This window comes from Fodinibius halophilus, from assembly GCF_011059105.1.
Taxonomy (GTDB): domain Bacteria; phylum Bacteroidota; class Rhodothermia; order Balneolales; family Balneolaceae; genus Fodinibius; species Fodinibius halophilus.
On record NZ_JAALLS010000006.1, the window covers coordinates 49,709 to 73,660 of the forward strand.

At 41.5% G+C, this 23,952-nt stretch carries 22 protein-coding genes; 11 read left to right on the top strand and 11 right to left on the bottom strand.

Features of this window, described 5'->3' with window-relative positions:
• Positions 1-28: 28 nt before the first annotated feature.
• The 3 genes from G3569_RS06075 to G3569_RS06085 all read left to right on the top strand — a co-directional run bounded on the left by G3569_RS06075 (position 29) and on the right by G3569_RS06085 (position 2,183).
• Positions 29-493, top strand: coding sequence for a hypothetical protein (locus G3569_RS06075; RefSeq protein WP_165267118.1), 465 nt, complete (start codon positions 29-31; stop codon positions 491-493).
• On the top strand, positions 493-930 hold the full coding sequence (gene ybeY / locus G3569_RS06080) for an rRNA maturation RNase YbeY (protein WP_165267120.1): 438 nt from the start codon (positions 493-495) through the stop codon (positions 928-930). Before G3569_RS06075 ends, ybeY begins: the two co-directional genes overlap by 1 nt.
• Positions 931-1,019: 89 nt before the next feature.
• Entirely contained in the window at positions 1,020-2,183 is a 1,164-nt protein-coding gene (locus tag G3569_RS06085; protein WP_165267122.1) for a DUF445 domain-containing protein, read from the top strand.
• Between the two features lie 11 nt (positions 2,184-2,194).
• Here G3569_RS06085 and G3569_RS06090 read toward each other — a convergent pair whose 3' ends face one another.
• The 5 genes from G3569_RS06090 to G3569_RS06110 form a co-directional block, all read right to left on the bottom strand.
• On the bottom strand, positions 2,195-3,007 hold the full coding sequence (locus G3569_RS06090; RefSeq protein WP_165267124.1) for a carbon-nitrogen hydrolase family protein: 813 nt from the start codon (positions 3,005-3,007) through the stop codon (positions 2,195-2,197).
• A 128-nt stretch (positions 3,008-3,135) separates the two neighbouring features.
• Positions 3,136-4,455: an amidohydrolase family protein gene (locus tag G3569_RS06095; RefSeq protein ID WP_205720052.1), complete on the bottom strand. Its 1,320-nt coding sequence runs from the start codon at positions 4,453-4,455 to the stop codon at positions 3,136-3,138.
• A 27-nt stretch (positions 4,456-4,482) separates the two neighbouring features.
• Entirely contained in the window at positions 4,483-5,889 is a 1,407-nt protein-coding gene (locus G3569_RS06100; protein ID WP_165267126.1) for an amidohydrolase family protein, read from the bottom strand.
• Between the two features lie 8 nt (positions 5,890-5,897).
• Positions 5,898-7,241: an amidohydrolase family protein gene (locus tag G3569_RS06105; RefSeq protein ID WP_165267128.1), complete on the bottom strand. Its 1,344-nt coding sequence runs from the start codon at positions 7,239-7,241 to the stop codon at positions 5,898-5,900.
• A 189-nt stretch (positions 7,242-7,430) separates the two neighbouring features.
• Positions 7,431-9,059 carry an acyl-CoA carboxylase subunit beta gene (locus tag G3569_RS06110; protein WP_165267130.1) on the bottom strand — a complete coding sequence of 543 codons (1,629 nt, stop codon included), beginning with the start codon at positions 9,057-9,059 and terminating at the stop codon, positions 7,431-7,433.
• A gap of 160 nt (positions 9,060-9,219) precedes the next feature.
• Between G3569_RS06110 and G3569_RS18900 the strand changes: the two genes are divergently transcribed.
• The 7 genes from G3569_RS18900 to G3569_RS06145 all read left to right on the top strand — a co-directional run bounded on the left by G3569_RS18900 (position 9,220) and on the right by G3569_RS06145 (position 17,353).
• Positions 9,220-10,632, top strand: a complete 1,413-nt coding sequence (locus G3569_RS18900; protein WP_165267132.1) for a GWxTD domain-containing protein — start codon at positions 9,220-9,222, stop codon at positions 10,630-10,632.
• 12 nt (positions 10,633-10,644) lie between these two features.
• The gene (pdxA, locus tag G3569_RS06120) at positions 10,645-11,649 is read left to right on the top strand and encodes a 4-hydroxythreonine-4-phosphate dehydrogenase PdxA (RefSeq protein WP_165267134.1); all 1,005 of its coding nucleotides are present in this window, start codon (positions 10,645-10,647) and stop codon (positions 11,647-11,649) included.
• Positions 11,646-12,434: a class I SAM-dependent DNA methyltransferase gene (locus G3569_RS06125; RefSeq protein WP_165267136.1), complete on the top strand. Its 789-nt coding sequence runs from the start codon at positions 11,646-11,648 to the stop codon at positions 12,432-12,434. Before pdxA ends, G3569_RS06125 begins: the two co-directional genes overlap by 4 nt.
• On the top strand, positions 12,413-13,096 hold the full coding sequence (ftsE, locus tag G3569_RS06130) for a cell division ATP-binding protein FtsE (RefSeq protein WP_165267138.1): 684 nt from the start codon (positions 12,413-12,415) through the stop codon (positions 13,094-13,096). Before G3569_RS06125 ends, ftsE begins: the two co-directional genes overlap by 22 nt.
• 113 nt (positions 13,097-13,209) lie before the next feature.
• On the top strand, positions 13,210-14,157 hold the full coding sequence (gene queG, locus G3569_RS06135) for a tRNA epoxyqueuosine(34) reductase QueG (RefSeq protein ID WP_165267140.1): 948 nt from the start codon (positions 13,210-13,212) through the stop codon (positions 14,155-14,157).
• Between the two features lie 1,487 nt (positions 14,158-15,644).
• Positions 15,645-15,884: a hypothetical protein gene (locus G3569_RS06140; RefSeq protein WP_165267142.1), complete on the top strand. Its 240-nt coding sequence runs from the start codon at positions 15,645-15,647 to the stop codon at positions 15,882-15,884.
• A 2-nt stretch (positions 15,885-15,886) separates the two neighbouring features.
• A complete protein-coding gene (locus G3569_RS06145; RefSeq protein WP_165267144.1) occupies positions 15,887-17,353 on the top strand; it encodes an MbnB/TglH/ChrH family RiPP precursor modification enzyme in 1,467 nt (488 codons plus the stop codon).
• Positions 17,354-17,359: 6 nt separating this feature from the next.
• Here the strand turns inward: G3569_RS06145 and G3569_RS06150 are convergent, their stop codons facing one another.
• Entirely contained in the window at positions 17,360-17,998 is a 639-nt protein-coding gene (locus tag G3569_RS06150) for an RNA polymerase sigma factor (protein WP_165267146.1), read from the bottom strand.
• 257 nt (positions 17,999-18,255) lie between these two features.
• Between G3569_RS06150 and G3569_RS06155 the strand changes: the two genes are divergently transcribed.
• Positions 18,256-18,756, top strand: coding sequence for an outer membrane protein (locus G3569_RS06155; RefSeq protein ID WP_165267148.1), 501 nt, complete (start codon positions 18,256-18,258; stop codon positions 18,754-18,756).
• 58 nt (positions 18,757-18,814) lie between these two features.
• Here the strand turns inward: G3569_RS06155 and G3569_RS06160 are convergent, their stop codons facing one another.
• From G3569_RS06160 to G3569_RS06180, 5 genes are all read right to left on the bottom strand, one after another.
• Positions 18,815-19,729 (bottom strand): Ppx/GppA phosphatase family protein, encoded by a 915-nt coding sequence (locus G3569_RS06160; RefSeq protein ID WP_165267150.1) that lies wholly within the window; start codon positions 19,727-19,729, stop codon positions 18,815-18,817.
• Complete coding sequence (gene prmA / locus G3569_RS06165) at positions 19,726-20,568, bottom strand: 50S ribosomal protein L11 methyltransferase (RefSeq protein ID WP_165267152.1); 843 nt, start codon at positions 20,566-20,568, stop codon at positions 19,726-19,728. The genes G3569_RS06160 and prmA overlap by 4 nt, the downstream gene beginning before the upstream one ends.
• A gap of 82 nt (positions 20,569-20,650) precedes the next feature.
• Positions 20,651-21,631 carry a M28 family peptidase gene (locus G3569_RS06170; RefSeq protein ID WP_165267154.1) on the bottom strand — a complete coding sequence of 327 codons (981 nt, stop codon included), beginning with the start codon at positions 21,629-21,631 and terminating at the stop codon, positions 20,651-20,653.
• Positions 21,624-22,391 carry an SDR family NAD(P)-dependent oxidoreductase gene (locus tag G3569_RS06175; protein WP_165267156.1) on the bottom strand — a complete coding sequence of 256 codons (768 nt, stop codon included), beginning with the start codon at positions 22,389-22,391 and terminating at the stop codon, positions 21,624-21,626. The genes G3569_RS06170 and G3569_RS06175 overlap by 8 nt, the downstream gene beginning before the upstream one ends.
• A 14-nt stretch (positions 22,392-22,405) precedes the next feature.
• On the bottom strand, positions 22,406-23,938 hold the full coding sequence (locus G3569_RS06180) for an amidase family protein (RefSeq protein WP_165267158.1): 1,533 nt from the start codon (positions 23,936-23,938) through the stop codon (positions 22,406-22,408).
• Positions 23,939-23,952 lie beyond the last annotated feature (14 nt).

Sequence of the window (23,952 nt, forward strand, 5' to 3'; positions counted from 1 at the left end):
AAACTACCTCTACTTAAGTTAGTACTCAATGGTTCACCAGTTTACAAAAGAAAATATTGATGCTATCGCCAATGTGCTCAAAACGGAGGCGAAACCGTTAGGTAATGATGTCTATCGCCTTGAAGTTTCAAATGATGAGGAAGGTCGAAAACTGGCCCTCGAGATTCATCTGGGCCTTGATATTCATGGCGATAATATGAATATGGTTTCGGTATATGCCCAAAATACCTTTTTACAGCTTCACAACTGTACCGCTTTTATAGCCAGCGATATGCTCAAACAGGTTACGTTTTTTGGAAAAGAGCAAGAGCGTACTTCCGGCCTCATTGTTGAACAAACAGCGGGTTGTAGCCTATATGCTAATGTAGGTGATGCCATACTCAACAGTGATTTTACCCAGCTGCCTGAAGACTTGATGATGTGTGCCGTTGCCCTTTCTCTTACAGAATCGGTCGACCTGGATGACTTTTCATTTGAGGAAGATGACCAGTAATGGCATCCCCATCAGCTGATATTCAGGTTTTCAACCAAACAGAATCTGATATTCCAATCGCTGCTGAAAAATACAGTTCAGTAGCTTCCACCCTTTTTGAATCAGAAGGTTGTGCATTCAACTTTGTAGAAGTTGTTTATGTGGATGAAAACGAAATTGTCCGTATTAACAAAGAGTATCTCGAACGAGATTATGTGACCGACATCATCACCTTTCGTTATGATGAATCTCCTGACAACCAAGCCATTGAAGGCACCATGTTCTGTTGTGCTCCCCGCATTCGCCAACAAGCCGCAGAGTTCAACGAATCCCCAAAAGAAGAGTTTTTACGGATTTATATTCATGGTTTACTACACCTTGCAGGCTATGAAGATAAAACGGACAAACAAAAACAACAGATGACCGCCAAGGAGAATGAATACCTTGGCAAGAGCTAATTGGTCCTGAAAAAATCTTGTTCCCTTCTAACTACTTCGCCATATTTTCGTATAGGGTTTCTGTGAGTAATATATAACCGGATTGTACTATGGAAAAACAACAGTTAGAGGCCGATAAGAATAACAAAAAAGCACTTGATGTAGCTAAAGATAAAACACGGGAACATGCCCGGCATCTTTGGCAAATCATTGCACGGCACAGTAGAATTGAAGATCTCACTAAATCCACGCCCCCCTCAAAGAGTACCCCGAAACGTAAAAGACTCTACAGTTCCACCCTCATCAATATTCTGTCTGCTGTACCCTACCTGCTGGGCATCATGTTTTTAGTATCCTTTTTTTGGGATTTTAACGGAGTTTCGACCGAACTTTGGGGAATTACCTTACAATACGAAGGCCTTCTGAAAATTGTGAGTGTCAGTGGGCTAATAGGCTTTTTTACCAACTGGCTAGCTATTACCATGCTTTTTAAGCCGGCCGAAAAACGCCCCATTTTGGGTCACGGTCTTATTCCTGCACAAAAAAACCGTATTGCTTACCGCCTTTCTCAAGCCGTATCCGAGGATCTGATAAATCCCGAAATCATTAAAAAGAAAATTACCGAATCCAATGTAATAAGCCGGTATCGGGAGCAATCCACAGAATATATCAAAAGCATCATTGATGATCCGCAGTTTAGGGATGAGCTCAAAGAATGGGTTATTGTATACCTGGATGAAATGATCGCTGATCCAGAAATTCGCGGGGCTATTGCCGAACGTATTTTGGTACAAATTGAGGATGCAATTCACGATAAATCATTCGAAAAAGTAGCATTGAAAGCCTATTCTTTCATAAAGGGACAAGAAATGCAGCATATTATTGAGGAAGCACTGATACAGATTCCAACCTCAGTCGAAAGCGGGCTTAATAAAATGGATGACCTACTGGATGAGCTTCCTAAAAAAATTGATAACAACAGTGATGCCATTGAAAACATCGTAACTTCACTGCTTTATAAACTCATTAATCAACTAAATGTCCAGAAGTTGGTAGAAGAAAACCTACGCAGTTATGACGAACAGCATATCTCAAATATTATAAAGTCTGCCACCAACGAACAGTTACGCTATATCCAATATTTAGGAGCCATATTGGGACTTATAGGTGGATTCATTATCTGGGAGCCCCTTCTCAGTATTTTAATACTTGCTGTTTTATCCGGAAGTTTGCTCATGCTTGATACTCTTCTAATGCAACGGGCAAAAGAGTAGATCAGTAGCCGTTATAGCCTGCGGTGTTTTAGCGATGGAATGTTACTCCGAACATGTTTTAGTTTATCAGGATCAATCTGCCCGTAGGCAACCCCGATATCAGTTCCGGCATTGGCAATAACCTCCCCCCAGGGATCTACAATTATAGCATGGCCCCAGGTTTTGCGGTTCGGACCGTGCATGCCTGTTTGGGCCGGTGCAAAAACATAAGCTGTATTTTCTATTGCCCGTGCCCGAAGTAGCACCTTCCAATGATCTTGTCCTGTAGTGTAAGTAAATGCCGAGGGTACTGATAGCACCTGTGACTTACCGGCCAGCGCCCTGTATAATTCCGGGAAGCGAAGATCATAACAAACCGTTAGCCCCCATCCTCCGATAGTTTCATCTTCATAAAAAGTCGGTTCTGCCATTCCGGGCTCCACATAATCCGATTCACGATATGACTCTTCATCCCCCAAATCTACATCAAAAAGATGAATCTTATTATATGATATTTTTTCGGTACCATCGGGACCGTACAGGGTAGAATGGTTAAACACCTTCCCTCCTTCGGCAGGAACAGGATAACTTCCTCCCATCAGGTAAATTTCAAACTCTTTCGCTATTTCTGATAAAAATTGCGGCAGGCGTTCAGCGATCTCATCAGCGCGTTCCATTCGCATCGATAATCCACCGAGAAATGCAAAGTTCTCTGGTAAGCCCACTACTAACGCACCATTTTTTGAAGCTTCTTTGACGAGATCATAGGCTTGTTCCAGGTTCGCATCCAAATCCGTTTGGCTATTCATCTGGATGACAGCTGCTTTATACGATGATGAAAACATAACAATAACTCATTTATTGGGTTCTAATTAATCCCACCGACTAAACATACACTCATAAACATAAAAAGGTGTGACACTTTCATGCCACACCTTTAGAGTAAATTTTTGTCGGGGTAAAATCTACTATATCAGTTGTTTGATTTTGCTCCCCGGTTCAAGTACTCATCATACAGCTGAGTATGGCGACTTATCATCGGGATTTTATACCCACGGATAAACACCTGCTCAATATGATTCATCGGTTCAAAGGGGTCCCCATCCGAGATAAAGAGGTTTGCTTGTTTTCCTTTTTCAATACTGCCCAGCTTATCATCAACACCAAATATCTCTGCAGAATTAAGTGTAATAGCCTTGAGCGCCTCTTCCTTACCCAACCCATAGGTTGCTGCATATCCGGCATGGTAAGGAGCGTTACGAACATTCTCAACGCCACCGGTAGCAATAGCTACTTTAACACCGGCTTCGTGCAGCTTCCCGGGATTTTGGTACGGGCGTTGATAATTATCATAATCTCTTTCGGGAGTATAGAGCGTAGAGACCAAACACGGGAGACCGGCTTCCGCAATCTCTTCTGCTACACGCCATCCATCCTGAACACCGGCCAAAATAAAGCGGGCATCGGGATGTTCTTTGGTCCATTCTATCGCATTTAAGATATCTTTTTTGGCATCAACAGAGATTATTACCGGTATTTTGCCCGTAATAACTTCTCTCATCGCCTGCATTTTTTTATTTCCGTCGGGCTTACTCTTATTCTCAGGATTTTTTTCATAAGCCGACATCATCTTGTGGTAAAACTCAGCCTTTGACCAAAGATCGTTTAGTGTCTTGAGCCTTTTCTCATATTGTTCTTTAATCTTTTTATCGCTGCGATCATCCCACCAGCCTCCCTTTTGGGCACTGGGCCAGTTTAAATGCAAGCCTGCATTTGCAGATACAGCCATTGAATCCGGAGAGTAACCATATAGATCTATCAGAGTACTTTTTCCAGAAATTAATCCTGAAACCGGGAGAGAAACCACATGGGTAACGCCATTTACCCGGGTTACAGGGATACTAACACTGCTGGGATTAATAGCAGTAAATGCTCTTACATGAGGATTGAGGTTACCCAGTTCGGCCTGGTCATTTGTTACCGCTACAGCCCCGATCTCCTGGAGCCCCAGTTGCGTTCCTGCATCCATAAATCCGGGATATATATGCTTTCCGGTGGCATCAATACGCTGGTAATCGGCGGTTATTTTGGCATTTTGACCGACGTGAACGATCTTTTCACCGTCAATTAATACCACACCATTTTCAATTACCCCATTGCTTACGGTATGGATAGTAGCATTTGTAATCGCAAACTTGCCATATTCAGCTTTTTCGGTAATTTGAGCCTCAACGTTCATCCCGATAACAAAAACCAACAGGCACGTTGTCAATAATGATTTGAAATACTTCATAAGAATTCCTGCGTCTTTCAATTTCAATTAATTTCTACTCTGATTGAGCTTCATGCCCTGCTTGGTAAAACGAATTTCAGCTCCTCGCAGACATGTATTATTCTGGCGGCCGTTTTCATTATACCAACGGCTGCGACCTTCATCAAAATCCGTTTCGGCGTCTGCCTCCAATCGCATATCGTCTTTATCTTCGGAACGATCAAAGTATTTCTTACCGTCTACGAAGGTTTTCTCTGCAATACTGTAGATGCTCAGAGGATGACCATCCCATATAGCCACATCTCCATGCTTTCCTTCTTCAATGCTGCCTACCTTGTCATCGATACCCAGCTGCATAGCAGGGTTAATGGTAATCATCTTTAGCGCATCCTGCTTGGAGGTCCCACCATAATGTACCGCCTTTGCGGCCTCATGGTTAAGGTGACGAATAAGCTCACCACTGTCGGAGTTAATACTGTTTCTGACGCCATTAGCGTTGAGTATAGAGGCGTTATAAGCCGTAGAATAGTAGACCTCAAACTTATAGGCCCACCAGTCTGCAAATACCGAGGTATAAGCATTATTCTTTTTCAGTTCCGGCGCCACTTTAAAGGCTTCATTCGCATGCTGGAACGTAAAGTTTTCGATGCCGTAATCGTTGAAAACGCGCATCAGCATTACAATTTCATCAGCACGGTACGAATGTGTATGCACCCAAACCTCACCTTCGATAATATCGACTAGAACCTCTAAGCGTTCGTTTTTAGCTACAGGTACAGGAGGAGTATCCAGGTTGCCGTTTTCATAAGCTTTCTTGGCATCCAGGTATTCCTGTCGATTTCGTCTATAATCGAGAGCAGCATCAAAATGGTCACGAATAACTTGCTCAACACCCATGCGAGTACGGGGCTTTACATCAAAACCCTGTCCATGCACACGAGTGGGATTCTCCCCCAGGGCAAATTTAATCGTCCGCGGTGCTCCTTCGAACCGCATCCCATCCATATTGGAACCATACCGAAGCTTCAGGGTCTCATTTTGTCCACCAATAACATTTGCCGAGCCGTGCATCAGGTGAATAGAGGTTACGCCACCGGCCAGTGCCCAATAGATATTGATATCTGTGGGATCGATCGATTCCTCCATCGATACTTCTGCCGTTACTGGGTTTGTCCACTCATTAACGTCTACAGCAGCAATATGCGAATGGGCATCAATAATACCCGGCATCACATATTTTCCACTGGCATCAACAGTCTTGACGCCTCGCGGAGCTGAAAGGTCTTTTCCAATATCCGTGATAACTCCATCTTCAATCAAAACATCAGTATCGGCCTTATTGCCATCGGTGATGGTCATTACCGTACCATTTTTGATCAAAACAGAGCCTGTTTCCTGTGCATATCCGCTAATGCTAATACACAGTGCTATGGTTAATAATAATATCTTCTTCATAATGTGTACTAGTTGGAAGATTTTGATTCAAATTCTGTGAGCTCGCCATCAGTAACAGAGTAAAGGGCCTTGGCCTTTTCCTCAGAAAATGGTTTAGAAAATACCGTGAAACTGGCCATGTTGCCGGTCGCGACATCTCCCATCTTTTGACCGTACCCCAGAATTTCTGCTGTTGTCTGCGACAGCATTTCCAGGATTTCTTCTTCTGAGAGGTTCCCCTCTTCTTTAAGCGTTGTGATATTGTCTTGAATATCAGCAAGCTTAAAACCATTAGAGGCATAACCGACCTTTACACCGGCATCAAGCAGTTTCCGAATGTTTTGGATATCTGCCTTATAAGCTGTTAACTGACGTTCCCGAAATACGCGCATCTCTTCGGTTACCTCTTCGAGCTCTTCTCGGGGTTCGCTTTCCTCTTTCTTCTCTTCAGCCTTTTTCCATTCGGGCTTTTCAGGGAGGTCGATACTTGCCAATACCGAAATGTTGCGTTTCTTCAACTCATCAGCCTTTTTGTAAGCTTCTTTTCCGGATACGATCACAACCTCAAATCCTAATTCATCTTGCAACCAAAAAAGGCGTTCGATGTTTTCTTTGCTGTCAACTACAAAGTAAAAAGGCTGATCTTGGTCCATCACCGGATACAATGTCTCCAACACCTTGTCTTTTTCCGGTGCTGAATAGTTCCCGGAGGTTGATGCATAATATCTCTGTTGCTGACGTAACGCTTTGGCATCATTAAAAAGCTGGCGAAAAGTCGTCATCACCCCCATTGTTGTGGAAGGATAAGCCGTGCCCCCTGCCTCTTCGAACTGGGCTAAAATACCAATTCCATTTTCAAGAACGTTGTCTTTTGTGTTCTCACCATCAATTGAGAACAGGTCCACTTGTCCGGCCAACATTCTTCCCTTGAGCCCAATAGCAGCCGTTGTAAATCCATGTTTCGGTGCTTCCTCAAGCACTTTGTCATCAAACTTCAACTGGTCTGCAGGTACCCTATCGGGTTGTATTCCTGCCCTGGCATAACTGGGATTTCCGGGTTCATCCGGTTTTTTTGAATCATTTTCAATGTCCGGACTTCCCCATAATGCCAAACCATCAATAAAGCCGGGATATACGTGAAGGCTGTCGCCGCCATCACGAACATAGGCATCAAAAGGAATGTTAGCATTTTTGCCCAGCGAGGTAATAACCCCGTTGCGCCAAACAATTGTTCCACTTTTAATGGTCTCTCCATCTGCAGTATGGATCGTCACATTTTTAAAAGCCTCAGCAGGTGAGGACTGTGACCAGCCTTGCAGTGAACATACCATCAGAAGAAGGATACATAAAACAGTAGTACGCACTGACTTCATAAGATAGGTATTGGATTATTGTTTAGATTTCGAAATGAAATAATAACATTCTGATAACGATATAAAAGACCCAAAACGATAAAAGATGTAAAGGGAAAACAGCTTGTTTTTTATACCATCAAGGGGGTAATGTCAACCATTCCCCTCCCTTGATGTCACTGACCTTAAACCAACTCTAGTGCTGCCTAATTAGACCTGCATTACACCCGTTTTGAAATCTTCAATCTCAGGATTGTGATCAGCACATTTTATCGAATGAGAAATTCTATCGCGGGTATCAAGGGGATTAATAATACCATCTACCCACAGGCGTGCCGCAGCATAACGGGCATCTGTCTGATGGTCATACCGCTCGCTGATCTCTTTCATAATTTTTTGCTCCTCCTCTTCGGTAATCTCCTTACCCTGCTTTTCGAGTGATGATACCCGAATTTGGGTCAATACTTTCGCAGCCTGTGTTCCACCCATTACTGCAATTTGGGCCGATGGCCAGGCATACATAAAACGAGGATCGTAGGCACGGCCACACATCGCATAGTTTCCGGCCCCATAACTGTTTCCTACTACAATTGTGATCTTCGGAACGGTACTGTTTGAAACGGCATTCACCATTTTAGCACCGTCTTTTATGATGCCGCCATGCTCTGCGCGTTTACCAATCATAAATCCGGAGACATCCTGCAAAAAGACCAATGGTATTTTTTTCTGATTACAGTTCATAATAAAACGTGCGGCTTTGTCAGCCGAATCAGAATAGATTACCCCACCGACCTGCATTTCTCCTTTCTTGGTGCGCGTTATTTTACGCTGATTGGCGACTATCCCCACACTCCAGCCATCAACACGAGCAAAACCGGTAATTAACGTTTGCCCATACCCTTCTTTAAACTCCGTAAAGGAGTCTTCATCCACGATACACTCCAAGACTTCATGCATATCGTAGGGCTTGGTTCTGTCATCAGGAAAAACGTCAAAAAGCTCTTCCGCATCTCGGGCCGGAGCTACAGGTTCTGTTCTATTGAAACCCGCCTTACCGAAAGGTCCCAATTTATCTACTAAATCTCGTACGGTTTCCAGACACTCTTCATCATCTTTTACTTTATAATCTGTCACCCCACTTATTTCGGTATGGGTAGTAGCACCCCCAAGTGTTTCATTGTCTACATCCTCGCCTATAGCTGCTTTTACAAGGTAACTACCAGCCAAGAAAACACTACCGGTACCATCAACAATCAGTGCTTCATCACTCATAATCGGCAGATACGCTCCCCCGGCCACACAACTGCCCATAATAGCTGCAATTTGTGGAATTCCTTCAGCACTTAATCGGGCATTATTCCGGAAAATGCGACCAAAGTGTTCTTTATCGGGGAATATCTCATCCTGCATAGGCAAGTATACTCCTGCGGAGTCAACCAAGTAAAGGATCGGTAGCTTATTTTCCAGCGCAATCTCTTGGGCCCGCAGATTTTTCTTTGCCGTAATAGGAAACCAGGCTCCTGCTTTAACGGTGGCATCATTGGCGACAATAATACAATCACGTCCCGATACACTTCCGATACCGGTAACTACGCCCCCAGAAGGGCATCCTCCTTCATCTTCATACATTTCATAGCCCGCCCACAGACCTAATTCATAGAGCTGCGAATCATCATCAATCAACAGATCGATGCGTTCGCGTGCCGTAAGCTTTCCTTTGTTATGATGTTTGGCAATTCGTTTTTCTCCTCCTCCCTTTTTTATCTCTTTTTCAGTTTCATTAATCTGCTTAATAAGTGATGCTAGATCTTGAGGAGAACTGGAATTGCTGGAACTCATAGAGCGGATTACTTTTTATAGATATTAAATTATAGTTTCGAGCGTTACCAAAATAACGATTTTTAGCAATTGCCAAAGTAATGAATGTATCTATTTCGATTCAAGTTCATTACTTTGCACCTTGCTATGTAAATAACATTTTTAATGAATCCGATAAGCTGTGAAATTATTTAAATTCTTTTTATCAACAGCGTTATTGTTCTTATGTCTGCTTTTCTTTTCTGATGCTGCATATGGCCAATGGAATAATGGATACCGGCAGTTGGCTAATCAGAAAGGGAAAAGTCCTGTTTCAATTGATATTATAACATTACCAACCAAGTCAGATTCTACCGTAACCATGGGCGTTGTGTTTAATTTGCCCTACAGCTATCTGCCCTTCAAAAAGGCCAAACGAACAAATTCAAATGGCGAATTTTACAGTAATCTTGAACTCAGTATCGAAATATTTAAAACAGACGGGCAAAAATCTTCTTCGAAGGATAAATTTTCAATCAAAGGACTGGAACCGATCGCCCGTGACTTTTTAAGTGATACGGTTTATGCTGAGAATTACGAACAAAGTCAGTCAAAAAAAGAATTTTTAAACGGCTACCTGCAAACTTCTTTACCACCCGGTACTTACGATTATGTTTTACAAATAAAACGGGGACAAGAAGCCCAAAGCAGGATGTCTCGCAGACAAACTGTACATATTTCTTCTTTTAAAAATGGAACCCAAGATCATGTTACTTTTGGGAATAGTCTGACCACACAAAATGGTATCTCCTATGTCAGTTTATCCAAGCTGGGAGAAAACGTAGCCTATGGTAAAGATTTTTATATGCTGGCTCATATCCCAAATTATGACCCATCAGCAAATTACAATCTGAAACTTGATAACCTTAAAGTTTCCGGCAAAGATACCACACAAAGCAGCACCGTTTATTCGTCTACACTTTCAGATGGTGATTTTAAAACTGATATACTGCCTACCCTCTCAAAAGCAAAGGATAATGATGTTCAGCTAAACCTAAAACATATTGAGAGTGGTTATACCTATGCCCTACTACAGATCCCTAATAAAAAATTACCCAACTCCTTATATCGCCTTACAATCTCAAAAACCGGTGACAGCAGCCCCGTAGTCAGCGAAACGTATCGCGCAGTTTGGGTAGATATGCCAAGGAGCCTACTCAGTTTAGACGTATCTATTGAAATGCTACACTATATTGTTGATGACAAAACACTGGATCGTCTTTCAAGTGGTTCTAATGAAGAACGGGAACAAAAATTTCGCGAGTTTTGGGAAAAACGGGATCCAACCCCTGAAACAGATTATAATGAGCTAATGGCCGAATACTACCGGCGAATTGATTATGCGTATGATAAATTTTCAACCCAAAACAAGCTTGGTCATAAGAGCGATAGAGGGAACGTTTACATAAAGTTTGGTCCTCCCAAAAATACTAAGCGTAAATTCCCTACAAACGGGCCCACAACCGAGATCTGGACCTATCCTTCGACTAAATTTGTATTCCAAGCCACTACAGGATTTGGAGATTTTAAGCTTGTCTCAAAAGAAAAATTATAGTTTGTCTCAACCATGAATTACCGAATAGCAATTAGCAGCGGCGATTTTAACGGTATTGGGCCGGAAGTCGTTTTAAAAACACTGGCCGCTCACCCACTCAATACTGTTACCCCCATTATACTTGGGAGCACAAAAGTCGTCGACTTTTACGCTAACCGAATTACAGAAGAATTGAAATACCATCAAACCGATAGCACCGATGAACTAGTGGACGGGCAGATAAATATACTTGAGTGCTATAATAATGAAGTACCCAATATTGCTCCGGGTTCTCTTACCGAACAGGCCGGGCTTTGTGCTATGCTTGCTGTTGAAAAAGGAATTGAACTGTGTAAAACCAAGGCTGTTGATGCGCTCGTAACTGCTCCTATATCAAAAGAGGCTGTCAACCTTGCGGGCTATCAAATCCCCGGACATACCGAATTTTTAGCTGAGCATACCGATACCTCGGATTTTATGATGATGCTGGTTAACAATGATCTGAGAGTGGGATTGACTTCAGTGCATATCCCCTTAGCCGAAGTGTCCGGTGCACTTTCCGAAGAAAAAATATTGAACGATATTTCGATAATGGACCGAAGTCTCAAAAATGATTTTAACATTGGTGCCCCTAAGATAGCAGTACTGGGGCTGAATCCGCATGCCGGTGATGGAGGTATTATTGGAAATGAAGAAATTGAATTGATTTCTCCTACAATTCAAAAAGCTCAACAAAACGGACATCTCGTAAGTGGCCCCCACCCTGCTGATGGCTTCTTTGGGAACAGGAAGTACAAAAACTATGACGGTATTTTAGCAATGTACCATGACCAGGGCCTTATCCCTTTTAAAACGCTTTCTTTTGGAGCCGGCGTTAACTTTACAGCCGGCCTGCCAATTGTTCGAACCTCTCCTGACCATGGCACTGCCTTCGACATTGCCGGAGCAGATAAAGCTAATTCCTCTTCGTTTACTCAAGCTTTTAATTTGGCAATAACATTGGCTAAGAATCGCCAAAAGGAGGCTTTACAAGCATGAGCAATATCGAATATCCGGAATACTCGAAATTAGCCGATATCTATGATTCGGTTATGAAAGACGTTAACTACGACCTTTGGGCTGATTTTATTGATGCCTTAATGTTAAACCATCATCCCAACCCCCAGACCATTATGGAACTGGCTTGCGGCACGGGTTCCCTGGCTCTTTCTCTTGATGAGTTGGAGTGCTATGATATTTTGGGAACCGATAAATCTCCACAGATGATTGCTAAAGCTCGTCAAAAAAATGAAGAAAAAAGATGCAACGTCGATTTTGAGGTGATGGACTTTCTCGATATCAACATGGACCGAACTTTTGATATCGTTGTTTCTGTGTTTGACAGTATCAATTATTTGCATTCACCAGAAGAGGTCAAACAGTTTTTAGAAGAAGTTCAAAGCGTTTTGGGTCCACAAAGCCTGCTTATTTTTGACTTTACTACCCCCAAGAACTCTATTCGAGCGATAGATTACCTGCACAACGAAGAAGGATATACCGAGGATGGCTATCACTTCTCGCGGAAAAGCACTTATGATTCTGCTGCTCAAATACATGTTAACAGTTTTAAAATCAAAAAGCTTGCCGATGACCAGCAAACAGTTTTAGAAGAGTATCAAGAATCTCACAGACAACGAGCATATACGCTAGAACAAATGCTTGATATTATCGATCAAACAGCGTATAACTTAGTTGCAAAATACAGCGACTTCGAATTCGAAGAAGCTGACGAAAATAGTTTACGAATCACAATGGTTTTACGATGTCCCAACACGCAGTCATAGAATTTCAAAATGTTAGTGTCTCTTATAATCATCAGCCCGTGCTGGATAATATTAACTTCAGCTTAGGCAATGGCGAATTCACTTATCTTATTGGCCAAACCGGGGCCGGAAAAAGCTCTTTCCTACGTCTTATTTACCGAGATTTATTGCCCGACAACGGAACCGTATCAGTAGCAGGAATGGATGTTAGCTCCCTGAAAGATAAAAAAGTGCCCTACCTACGGCGAAGACTGGGTATTGTGTTCCAGGATTTTCAGCTTCTTCCCGACCGTACTGTTTATGAAAACGTGGCTTTTTCCCTTCAGGTCACCGGTGAAAAGAAAAGCTTTATCAAACAACGCGTGCTGGAGGTATTAGGAATGGTTGGATTAAGCCATAAACGGCGGAATATGCCCGAAGACCTATCCGGAGGAGAACAACAACGGGTTGTTATTGCACGAGCCTTAGCAAACGAACCTCGTATTATGTTGGCAGATGAACCTACCGGGAACCTTGACCCTGCTGCATCTGCTGAAATTATGGATCTGCTCAAACAGATTAATAACCGTGGTATGGCTGTTCTGATGGTTACCCATGATTATGATACCGTCAAACAATATCCATACCGGACCCTAAAATTAGCAGATGGGGAGATCAACGAAGTAGACACTGCTGCATTATAATGCTACCCCTTGAAATCATTTATTACCACTTTAGCAATGCTTACCTTTAAAGGCTGTTCTTATTAAAAAAACAGCTAACGCTTTCGTACTATAAAGATATACACCTCAATTACATGAACCTGCACGATCGCACTCAAAAGGTACGTGAAAAAGCCCTGCGCCTGGGATTTAATGCCTGCGGTTTTGCTAAAGCCGGGCGTCTCGAAACCGAAGAACGTCGCCTGCGTGAGTGGTTAAACCAAGATCGTAATGGTAAAATGGGCTGGATGGAGAATCATTTCGAAAAGCGGGTAGATCCTACCAAACTCGTGCCCGGGGCTAAATCTGTAGTATCTGTAATAGGCAGCTATTTCCACCCCCGCCACCGGAAACAGATGGCCAAAGACAACAGCCCTCAAATCGCTAAGTACGCACAAGGCCGAGACTATCACAAAGTATTCAAGCAAAAACTTAAAAGGCTTTTTGCGGAGACAGAAGAACTTTTAGGAGGATTGGAAGGCCGGGTTTTTGTCGATTCTGCTCCTGTATTAGATAAAGCGTGGGCCGTTCGTTCAGGGTTGGGCTGGATGGGTAAGAACTCGAACATCCTGAACAAAAATATGGGCTCATTCTTTTTTATCGGAGAGATGATCATTGACGCTGAGTTCCAATATGATGCCCCTATTACCGACCACTGTGGCAGTTGCACCCGATGTATCGATTCGTGCCCTACCAATGCCATTTATGAGCCTTATCGTGTTGATGCCACAAAGTGTATCTCTTATTTGACTATTGAGCTAAAAGAGAGCATACCCGAAGACCAACGAGATGATGTAGGCGATTGGATGTTTGGATGCGATATCTGCCAGGATGTTTGTCCCTGGAATCGTGATGCTACCTATAGCCAGATGGAAGATCTTGCTCCGCGTGAAAAACTTCTTGACCATGATATCAATTTCTGGGAAGAACTGGATATCGAAAAATATGATGAGCTTTTTGAAGGAACCCCTATTCGACGGGCTAAATTTGAGAAATACAAGGACAATGTAGCAGCTGTTGCAACAAATATTAGGAAAAGCTGATTCAATGGCGGCCTCCACTCAATCACATAAAAGAAATGACTGAATTGCCGTTCTTATCCTTAATTGGAAAAATATTACAGCTACCTTAGAATGTGTTTAATCTATATCTGGCTCCCGCAATGTAACTCCTGTAATTTTTTTACTTGATAATGAATCTGAAGAAAAATCACTGGCAAAACTAAAAAAGGGCCTCAACAAATGTGAGGTGCAAATCAATATATATGCCAGTGAGCAAAATTTAGGATTTGCCGGAGGAGTAAATTACTTAGTAAAAAAAAATAAATCTGGATGATTTTTCAGGGCTTTTTTTACTAAATAATGATGCCAGTATCAATCAGAATACCCTGTGGCCCCTGCTTAAACAAAGTCGACAGCAAAATATTAAGTTACTAAGACCTCAAAATAAAAACACAGAAACGGGAGCATCTCGACGCTGGCCATGGTGGCTGTTTGGAATTAGAACACCCCACGAGTTCAACCCGGATCTCCAATGTTGGCCTACCTTTTATATTGAAGGCTCGGCACTATTCATCCAAAAAGATCTTGTTCGTAGAATCTTAAAAAAACGAGAAAACCTATTTGATCGAAGATTTTTTTATATGCCGAAGACACTTAATTAGGGTTATTTGTGCAAAAAATGGGATTCCAACCCTACATCACCTCTAAAGCAATATTTGAACACAAAAATGGGTCTTCTCAATCAAATGAAAGACGTGCACTCACTTATTATTATACAACGAGAAACCGTATCCTCCTTGCCAAAAATTACTTATCTGTCTATCTCAAACCATTATTCCATTCCTACTATTCTGTCACAAGAATTATAATAGCAACTTGCCAAATAGGTCTTGGGCGCAGTAATTTAGCCAGGGCTATTATAAAAGGATTAAAAGATGGATACCAAAAGAAGTATGGAAAATGGAACGAACACTGAATTAACAAGATAGAATATTGAAAGTTTACCCTTCCTGATATCCCTCTCTTCTTAAGAGTATTTAAATCTTCCTCTTCTTACCCTTCAGTACTTTGTACAACAACTCACGAGCTCTAGAGATATGTGCTTTCACTATACCCAAGGGAGAATCCAGCATATTACAAATCAGTATTAAAGGACGAACAGTTTAAGGGGGGTACCCGATGTTAGTATTTAAAATGCCACAATTTCAAGAAATTTTATCGGAATTATTGATTAAGTAATTAATATATTTTTATTACTTTTCTAAATATATTAATGCTATTGCAATACTATAACTTATAATAGTATCTGTTTTTACAATATGCAGTATTTTTTTATGTTGCAGTAGTTAAGTAAACTCAAGAGAATTAAACCCGCTGATACCTATCCCAAAAAGATATCACATTACTAAATCATTCGAATGGTGAAATTTATCACCCATCGAAATGAGAGAAGAAAAGAAACTGTGCATCAAAATAAACGCTAAGAATCCTTGCGTACAAAAGGATTCATCAATAAAAACTACTTTATCATGAAGATTTCAAAAGAAGACCTAAATTCAAGACCAAGTAAAAAAGATACAGCTGTTCATGTAACCGTACCAGCAAAGGTAGCTTACAACCTGGATGAGATGCAGAAAGTTACCTCAATTGTACTTGACAGGCTCAATTGTCCGGCATGTCATTCGGGTTTCGATATTCGATTTGATATCGAAAAAAGGTTTAACTTTAATGAAGACCTGGAATTGATTGATCGTCCAAGGTTTCGTTAAGTATGAATATTCCGGAACAGGGAGTTGGGATTATTTACTTCCCAGGGTTTGAAGATACCATAGAACTCAACTCAGATCTTATTTCAACTATTGAAATTGAGCCACAAACTCTGTGGACTCATAACAAGACTGAGTTGAGTTCTTACTCCTATGATGAAGACAAAGTAGAATATCTCCAGGCATTGGATATACCTATCTCCTTTCATGGAGTGGGTTTTCCTATTGGCGGCTCTATTTCCTCTGATACCGAACATATCAATTGCATGCAGAAAATGATTGATGCTCTTGATCCTGTATGGTTGAGTGAGCATCTTAGTTTCAACAAGATCTATGCAGAAGATGCAGTAAGAAATACTAATTTTCTGTTGCCCCCCCTTCAAACAATGGAGGGTGCGTTGAATGCTGCAGAAAAAATTAAAGCGTATGCTTCACATTTCGACCTACCTTTTGCCTTTGAAACCGGTACAAATTACCTGCAACCACAAGATTTTGAGCTTGCAGATGGCCATTTTATCAATGAGGTCGCTCGCAATGCAGATTGTAACATCCTGTTGGATATTCATAATCTGCTTTCTAATCAAAAAAATGGAAGGCAAAATATTTTTGAAGCCCTCTCACAAATAGACCTTAGCAGAGTTATACAAATTCACCTGGCAGGAGGATTTTATTTTGACGGGTACTATCTCGACGCCCATTCAGACGTTTCAAGCGCTGAAGTACTAGAGGTATTTGAAAAAGTGGTACGAATGTTACCTAACTTAAAGGCAATTACCTTTGAAATGCTTGCAGATTACCTTCCTGCTGTAAGTCAAGATGATCTGCGAAAACAGTTTGAAATCATGAATTCGGTTTGGGCGGAAAGAGGGAAAGATGCATCGGATACTGCTGCAGCCCCATTAACAGATAAATCTTCTGATATGGATGCTCCCCGTCTTACAGATTATGAACATGAATTAGGATTACTTGCCATTCGAAAGCAAAAAGCTACAGAAGTTCCTTCGCTTGATTATTTAAACCACGATAAAGGAGTAAAAATAATTCAATCCCTGATTGACAAATTCAGAAAATCACAGCTTGTCAGTTTTGCCAAATTATCATCCAGGTATATTATGCTTAAATATGGAGAGGAAGCTTTTGAACAAGTCTTTTCCGATTACTGTATAAAAAACTATCCCTGTCTTTTTGCCTCAGACAGTGGCATTCTTTTTTCTGAATATTTATTAAACGATTCAGACTTGGTTGAAAATGATACCTTTTTTAAAGATTTGGTAACCTATGAGTATAACTCATTATTAACATATATGGATGGGGTTGAAAGGGAAGTAAATATATCATTTAACCCATATGATATTATTCCATCCCTGGAATCACGGGAATTACCGAAAGATGTTAGCACAGGCAACTATGTTATTCATATTACTCCTGAAGAAGACGCCAAAGAAAAAGTAAATACCGTATTTCACAGTTAATATTACTTAGAACCGATCCTTTTTGTCTTTCAGCTCTTTGTACAACAGCTCACGAGCTCTAAAGATATGCGCTTTTACTGTGCCCAAGGGAGAATCCAGGATATCTGCAATCTCTTTATAACTTTTCTCCTCCATATGACGCAGTTCAATAACCTTTCGATATTTTTCAGGAAGATCTTTAATCGCTTTTTGCACAATTTTTTTTCGCTGTTTTTTTATGATATCACGATCGGTTTTTGCAGACTCATCCGGGAGCTGTATCTCCATCTCTCCGTCTTTTGTCTTTACCGGATCATCAATGGAGAGCGTTTTTAGCTTTTTCTTTCGCAAATAATCAATCGTATGATTGGTAGCAATGCGATATAACCACGTAGAAAAAGCGTAATTGGTATTGTAGGTATTCAGGTTATCAAAAGCCTTAACGAAAGCCTCCTGAACCAGATCTTCGACTTGCTCTCTGTCTTTCACCATTTTTAAAATATGAAAGAATAACGCCCGCTGGTATTTATCTACAAGCTTGGTATAGGCATCTTCGTTACCGCCAATAGCCTTCTTTACCAGTTTATCATCTTCGAGACTACTTTCAGAGGCGTTTTCACGAGGAGATTCGTACTCTTCTTCACTTGTTGTCTTATTATCTGACATTCCCAATGTAAAAGTTGATCTGAGCAGCTATTAATTTTAGTGCCTTAACATACTGAATCAAAAACATTTTTCCCATCTAGTTTTACAAAAAAAGACTTGAATATTTATTTTTGAACTTTTTTTATATAATATCTCGCATATAAAGAGTGATAAAAATAAAATTGTAAGGTTTTTGCTTTATAGGGGTCTTACATTATCAAGAACAACTTCATCAGTTTGAAGTTATCACTAACCAATAACAATAAAACATACAGACAATGAAAAAACTACTAACATTAGGATGCTTAATACTAGGGATAGCATTTTTAACAAACTCCAATACTTATGCTCAAGACATTAAAGCAGGTGGGGGCTTGGCATACGGTACTGAGATAGAATCTATTGGAATTCAAGCTGGAGCTGTTATGGGTTTTAGTGACAGTTTTAGAGGGGCAGCAGATTTTATCTATTTCTTTGGCGAAGAAGCAAATGGAGTTGATACCTCATGGTGGGAATTAAATGCCAACGTTCATTATGTCTTCTTATCTGAAGCTACAATGACGGTATATGGCTTAGGGGGACTTAACTATGCTACTGTTGAAACTACCGTCAGTGCCGGTGGGTTTACAGCCTCAGGAAGTGCCTCAGAAGTTGGACTTAATCTGGGAGGTGGCGCTGAATTCGGTATTGGTTTTGCTGACCTATACACTGAACTGAAATATGTTCTCGGTGACGCAGACCAATTAGGAATCTCGGCTGGTCTTCGATTCGGCTTCTAAGATCTAGTTAATTGAATTATATATTATTTAAGGCGTCCTATTCAGGGCGCCTTTTTTATTATTTCATTGATTTTAAAATTGCACCATGTCGGATGCCGCCTATTGAAACCACTAATGCTTCAAAGTTATTCACCTCCATAACTTGTTCCAGAATTAACAGTCCGGCTAAAAAGATATCTGCCCTCCCCTTCATCACTTCCAGATATTCTTCTACCAGCCGTGAACTACTCTGTTGTCTAATATAAGCTATCCACTTTTGCAGAACCCCTATTTCTATCTGGCACCCATTTAATGCTGATCGGTCATAGCTTGGAAGTTCTAATTCCATATAAGCCAACGAAGTTACAGTACCGGCTACCCCTACTAAAATTGGCTCTTTTATGAAATTAAAGGATCTATGACTGAGGGTTTCTTTAATCTCTGCCCGGCACTCTTCAATTTGTTGAAGTGATGGCGGATCATTAGTCAAAAACCGCTCGGTAAAACGTACACAGCCCATATCAAATGAATGCCGATCAATTAACCCTTCTGATTGCGAACCAACTGCTAATTCGGTACTACCTCCGCCAATATCAACAACTGCCAAGGGCTTGGCCACGGGCAATACACTTTGAGCGCCCCAAAAGGTATACTGTGCCTCTTCATAGCCACTTAAAACCTGGATTGATAGGCCTGTCTCCTTCCTAATATGTTCTATAAACTGTTCCTTATTGTTTGCATCCCGAACGGCACTGGTAGCAGTAACCGTTAGTTCTGTAACCTCAGGAAAATCGGTCGAAAGAATCTGTTTAAAATAAGTTAATGCTTCCGTAACTCTTTTTATAGCTTTATCACTGAGATTTCTTTCTTTATCAACGCCCTCTCCCAACCGAGGTATACACTGCTCTTCATATAAAACCTCCAGCTCACCGTCACTTACCTTAGCAACAAGTAATAGCGCAGTATTTGTACCTATGTCGATAGATGCTCTCATGAGGTTATCTTTTTGGCAAAAACTGCAATCCATTCATTTTCATGGTAGACCTCTAAAATCTCAAAATGTGGCTTTAACTCCTCTTTAAGCTGGTCCAGATCGGTTTCCAACAGCCCCGACAACAGTAATTTCCCCTTTTGTTTAAGGGCCGGAATAAAATCATCCAACAAGCTTAGAATGACATTTTTTTCAATATTGGCCATAATAAGATCAACAGCTGCTACATCGGCAATCACTTCTGATGACCCCAATTTTACCGTAATATCTTCCGATACTCCATTGAGCAATATATTCTCTTTTGTGTTTGTGATACTCCATTCATTAATATCAAAAGCGAGGGCTTCTTTCGCGCCCAATTTGATTGCAGCAATAGATAGTATTCCCGTTCCCGTCCCCGCATCAATAATCGTCTCCCCACCCTCTAACAGCTTGGCCAGAGCCTCCAACATCAATCGAGTGGTCTCATGATATCCCGTACCAAAAGACATTTTAGGATCAATCTCGAGCAGTATTTTATCATTGGGTACCGAAGCTTGCGACCATGTGGGTTTCACAAAGAATTGCCCTATTGATTGCGCCTTAATCGTCTGCTCCCACTGTGCATTCCAGTTTTGTTCGGCTACAACTTCTTCAGATTTTATGTAGCCATCACCCGGATAGGCCCCCAATAGTTGATCTATTTGTTCCCGATCGCCAATCCCAAGACTCTCTTTCGTGATATAAGCTACAATAGAATCTTCACGTTGTTCAAAACCGTCAAAATCCATATCAAACAGCTCGGCAATCAAACTTTCCTGGTACTCATCCGCAATCTCAATAACAAGTTTGATATATTTCATAACACTGGAAGTTAGAGCTTGGAAATTGGAAATTGGATTGCCAGAATCTGGCCTATGGCCTTAAACACCCAGCTTATAATTTCTATATTCTGTTATAAATTAATTCGGTTAAGACTTCTCCTACAGCTTTCAGGGTGTTTTTGTCAATAATATCCATATTGTCATCGTGGGTATGCCAATATGGGGCGAATTCTGCACCATTCTCCGTAACTTCATGACGAATAATATCAATAGTTGGTATTTGCAGATCTCGATTTATAATTAGGTGATCATCTGAAATAGCATTCCCTTTTTTATCCAGAAACAGCTGACCATGGTTTTTCTGATCGGCAATAGACCAGAGCTCATTTACCAATGCCGGGGCAAAATGCATAGAATACTGCTCTTTGGGAAACTGTGCTCCCTTGCCTCCTACCATATCCAGTAAAATACCAAAACGTGGAGAATATCCTTTTACCGGGGGATTTTGAGCCCAATATCTTGATCCCAAAAAGTAGTTGTCAAGATCTCCTTCTTTACCATAATCTTCGCCATCAAAGAGCACGATATCGACCCCAATGGGTGGCGGATTTTCCTTAAATAGGCGGGCAAGCTCTAGTAGGACACCAACCCCGCTCCCTCCGTCATCAGCTCCTAATATTGGTTCCTGCTTATTTTTATCAGCTTTGTCAGCACGGGGGCGGGTATCCCAATGGGCACACAACATAATACGATCACTACTCTGTGTATTAAAGGCAGCAATAATATTCGTTAGTTTAAGTTCTTCGCCTTGATACCCTTTGGCTGTAAAATTCTGTGGAAATACCGTCCGCTCAGATGAAAAATCTCGTAATGTATTCAACAGAAAAGCTTTGGTTTTACGATGTCCTTCTGAACCGGGATTTCGCGGGCCCAAAGCTACTTGCTCTTCAATAAAATGATAGGCACTGTCAGCATTGAATTGAGGGACAAACTGGTCTTTGTTTTCAAACGAAAATCTCTGTTCTGATGATTCCTCTCCCCCACATCCCAAAAAAAACACTGGCAGTAAACAAACAATTAGAATGATAATCGTTTTATTCATCACGGGAAACCATCGATGAAGAAGATTGTGACACCGGCAGTACAATAGAATCCATAATATTTACGTGCGGCGGGCGATTTGCTATAAAATGGATAATCTCAGCAATATCTTCTCCCGTTAAGGGATCCAAATTGGCATACACATTATCCGCTCGTTCATCATCACCGTGGAAGCGCACATTACTGAATTCCGTCTCTACCAATCCCGGTGAAACCATACTAACTCGTACATTGGTGCCGTGCAGATCTTTCTTTGTGGCTTCTGTAAATGCTTTTACAGCGTGCTTTGTAGCACAATAGACAGAACCACCCGGATAACTTTCGTGGCCGGCTATGGAACCGACATTGATAATATGTCCCCTATTTTTCTCTTTCATCCGGGGGCTAATAAGACGTGTCATATTCAAAACCCCTTTAATATTGGTATCTACCATCTCATCCCAATCTTCAAAAGAAGCATCATACACAGCATCTTTTCCGCGGGCAAGACCTGCATTATTAACGAGAGTATCTATAGGATGTTCAAGCTGAGATATAAAATCCGAACATGCCTCTCTGTCTCGTACATCAAAGCAGCCTGTTTCTACTACAACAGAATGCTCTGTTTCAAGTTGCTGCTTAAGATTATCCAGACGTTCTTTCCTACGTCCATTTATTATCAAATTACAGCTAGAGGCTGCAAATTCAACAGCAGTAGCTCTACCGATACCCGAAGTAGCGCCGGTAACAAGCGCCCATTTACCCTCTAATCGATTAGTCATCTTAAAAATATTTTTTAATCCAATTGCTCAACAAGGCGACCTGCATTAAACAGCTTGCCTTCTTCAAACGTATCTGCCATAAACTGCATACCATAGGGCAGCCCATTAGAATGAGTACCCGCCGGAACGCTCAACCCACAAATCCCGGCCAAGTTAGCAGAGGTGGTATAAATATCGTTGAGATACATTTGAACCGGATTATCTTGATTTGTACCCAGATCGAAAGCAGTGCTGGGCGCCGTTGGCGATACAATAACATCTACATCTTCAAACGCCTTTGTAAAGTCTTCTTTTATTAGACGACGAACTTTTTGCGCTTTGGCATAGTAGGCATCATAATAGCCGGCACTCAACACGTAAGTCCCTAACATAATACGGCGTTTTACCTCATCTCCGAAGCCTTCGGTACGGCTCTTTTTATACAATCGAATCAAAGCAGAATCCATATCTTCCAACTTGGCGCTCAGCTCAACCTTTTCGTCGCCTTTGGCCTGCTTAATCTGCTCGGTAATAGCCTCACGTTCCAGCTTAAGATCTTTTTCAACATCTTTAATATCAGCACGGTGCCCATAGCGGATACCATCATAACGGGCAAGGTTACTGGAGGCTTCTGCAGTAGCCAAAATATAATAGGTGGCGATACCATATTTCATATGCGGCAGGTGGATGGGGACTAACTCTGCCCCATTTTGCTCTAGTTCATCCAGTTTAGCCTGAATTCCTTCCTTGATTTCGTTGTCAAGGCCTTCCCCAAAATACTCTTCCGGAACACCGATGCGAATATTAGAGTCGGGCTCTTCGGCAAATTGCCGATAGTTCGGTACTGTTCTACTAGAAGAGGTGTTATCATTGGGATCGGCACCCGCTATCGTTTCAAGTAATATAGCTGCATCCTTTACAGAATGAGTAAGCGGTCCAATACAATCAAAAGATGAGGCAAAGGCAATTAAACCGTGACGAGATACACGGCCATAAGTAGGCTTAAGTCCTACTACTCCACAATACGAAGCCGGCTGGCGAATAGAACCGCCTGTATCAGAACCAAGAGAGGCCGTACAGAAATCAGCCGCTACAGCAGCAGCACTGCCCCCTGATGACCCACCGGCTACTTTATCGGTATTAACCGGATTTTTTGTAGGACCGTAAATAGTATTTTCAGTTGATGAACCCATTGCGAATTCATCCATATTCAAGCGCCCCAACAAAATGGCATCATCTTCTCGCAAACGCTCTACCACGGTTGCATCATATACACTCTCAAAGTTTGATAAGATGTTTGATGCACAGGTAGCCTGTTTATCACGTTCACAGATCAGGTCTTTAATACCAATAACCATCCCGGCCAAATTTCCGGCCGTTCCATCATCAATACGCTCCTGAATTTCCTTAGCTCTGCTAAGCGCACCGTCTTTGTCAATGCTTACAACGGCATTTACTTCAGCGTTGCGTTCTTCAATATTTGAAATATAATGCTGTACAATTTCCGGGAGTGTAACATCACCAGATGACAATGACTCTTGAATCTGGCTAAAATCTGAATAACTCAACAGTAAGTATGGTT

What these genes read in the sequence shown, in the direction of transcription:
- G3569_RS06075 (WP_165267118.1), top strand. Translation starts at nt 29, where the DNA reads ATGGTTCACCAGTTTACAAAAGAAAATATTGATGCTATCGCCAATGTG.
- ybeY (WP_165267120.1), top strand. Translation starts at nt 493, where the DNA reads ATGGCATCCCCATCAGCTGATATTCAGGTTTTCAACCAAACAGAATCT.
- G3569_RS06085 (WP_165267122.1), top strand. Translation starts at nt 1,020, where the DNA reads ATGGAAAAACAACAGTTAGAGGCCGATAAGAATAACAAAAAAGCACTT.
- G3569_RS06090 (WP_165267124.1), bottom strand. Translation starts at nt 3,007, where the DNA reads ATGTTTTCATCATCGTATAAAGCAGCTGTCATCCAGATGAATAGCCAA.
- G3569_RS06095 (WP_205720052.1), bottom strand. Translation starts at nt 4,455, where the DNA reads ATGAAGTATTTCAAATCATTATTGACAACGTGCCTGTTGGTTTTTGTT.
- G3569_RS06100 (WP_165267126.1), bottom strand. Translation starts at nt 5,889, where the DNA reads ATGAAGAAGATATTATTATTAACCATAGCACTGTGTATTAGCATTAGC.
- G3569_RS06105 (WP_165267128.1), bottom strand. Translation starts at nt 7,241, where the DNA reads ATGAAGTCAGTGCGTACTACTGTTTTATGTATCCTTCTTCTGATGGTA.
- G3569_RS06110 (WP_165267130.1), bottom strand. Translation starts at nt 9,059, where the DNA reads ATGAGTTCCAGCAATTCCAGTTCTCCTCAAGATCTAGCATCACTTATT.
- pdxA (WP_165267134.1), top strand. Translation starts at nt 10,645, where the DNA reads ATGAATTACCGAATAGCAATTAGCAGCGGCGATTTTAACGGTATTGGG.
- G3569_RS06125 (WP_165267136.1), top strand. Translation starts at nt 11,646, where the DNA reads ATGAGCAATATCGAATATCCGGAATACTCGAAATTAGCCGATATCTAT.
- ftsE (WP_165267138.1), top strand. Translation starts at nt 12,413, where the DNA reads ATGTCCCAACACGCAGTCATAGAATTTCAAAATGTTAGTGTCTCTTAT.
- queG (WP_165267140.1), top strand. Translation starts at nt 13,210, where the DNA reads ATGAACCTGCACGATCGCACTCAAAAGGTACGTGAAAAAGCCCTGCGC.
- G3569_RS06140 (WP_165267142.1), top strand. Translation starts at nt 15,645, where the DNA reads ATGAAGATTTCAAAAGAAGACCTAAATTCAAGACCAAGTAAAAAAGAT.
- G3569_RS06145 (WP_165267144.1), top strand. Translation starts at nt 15,887, where the DNA reads ATGAATATTCCGGAACAGGGAGTTGGGATTATTTACTTCCCAGGGTTT.
- G3569_RS06150 (WP_165267146.1), bottom strand. Translation starts at nt 17,998, where the DNA reads ATGTCAGATAATAAGACAACAAGTGAAGAAGAGTACGAATCTCCTCGT.
- G3569_RS06155 (WP_165267148.1), top strand. Translation starts at nt 18,256, where the DNA reads ATGAAAAAACTACTAACATTAGGATGCTTAATACTAGGGATAGCATTT.
- G3569_RS06160 (WP_165267150.1), bottom strand. Translation starts at nt 19,729, where the DNA reads ATGAGAGCATCTATCGACATAGGTACAAATACTGCGCTATTACTTGTT.
- prmA (WP_165267152.1), bottom strand. Translation starts at nt 20,568, where the DNA reads ATGAAATATATCAAACTTGTTATTGAGATTGCGGATGAGTACCAGGAA.
- G3569_RS06170 (WP_165267154.1), bottom strand. Translation starts at nt 21,631, where the DNA reads ATGAATAAAACGATTATCATTCTAATTGTTTGTTTACTGCCAGTGTTT.
- G3569_RS06175 (WP_165267156.1), bottom strand. Translation starts at nt 22,391, where the DNA reads ATGACTAATCGATTAGAGGGTAAATGGGCGCTTGTTACCGGCGCTACT.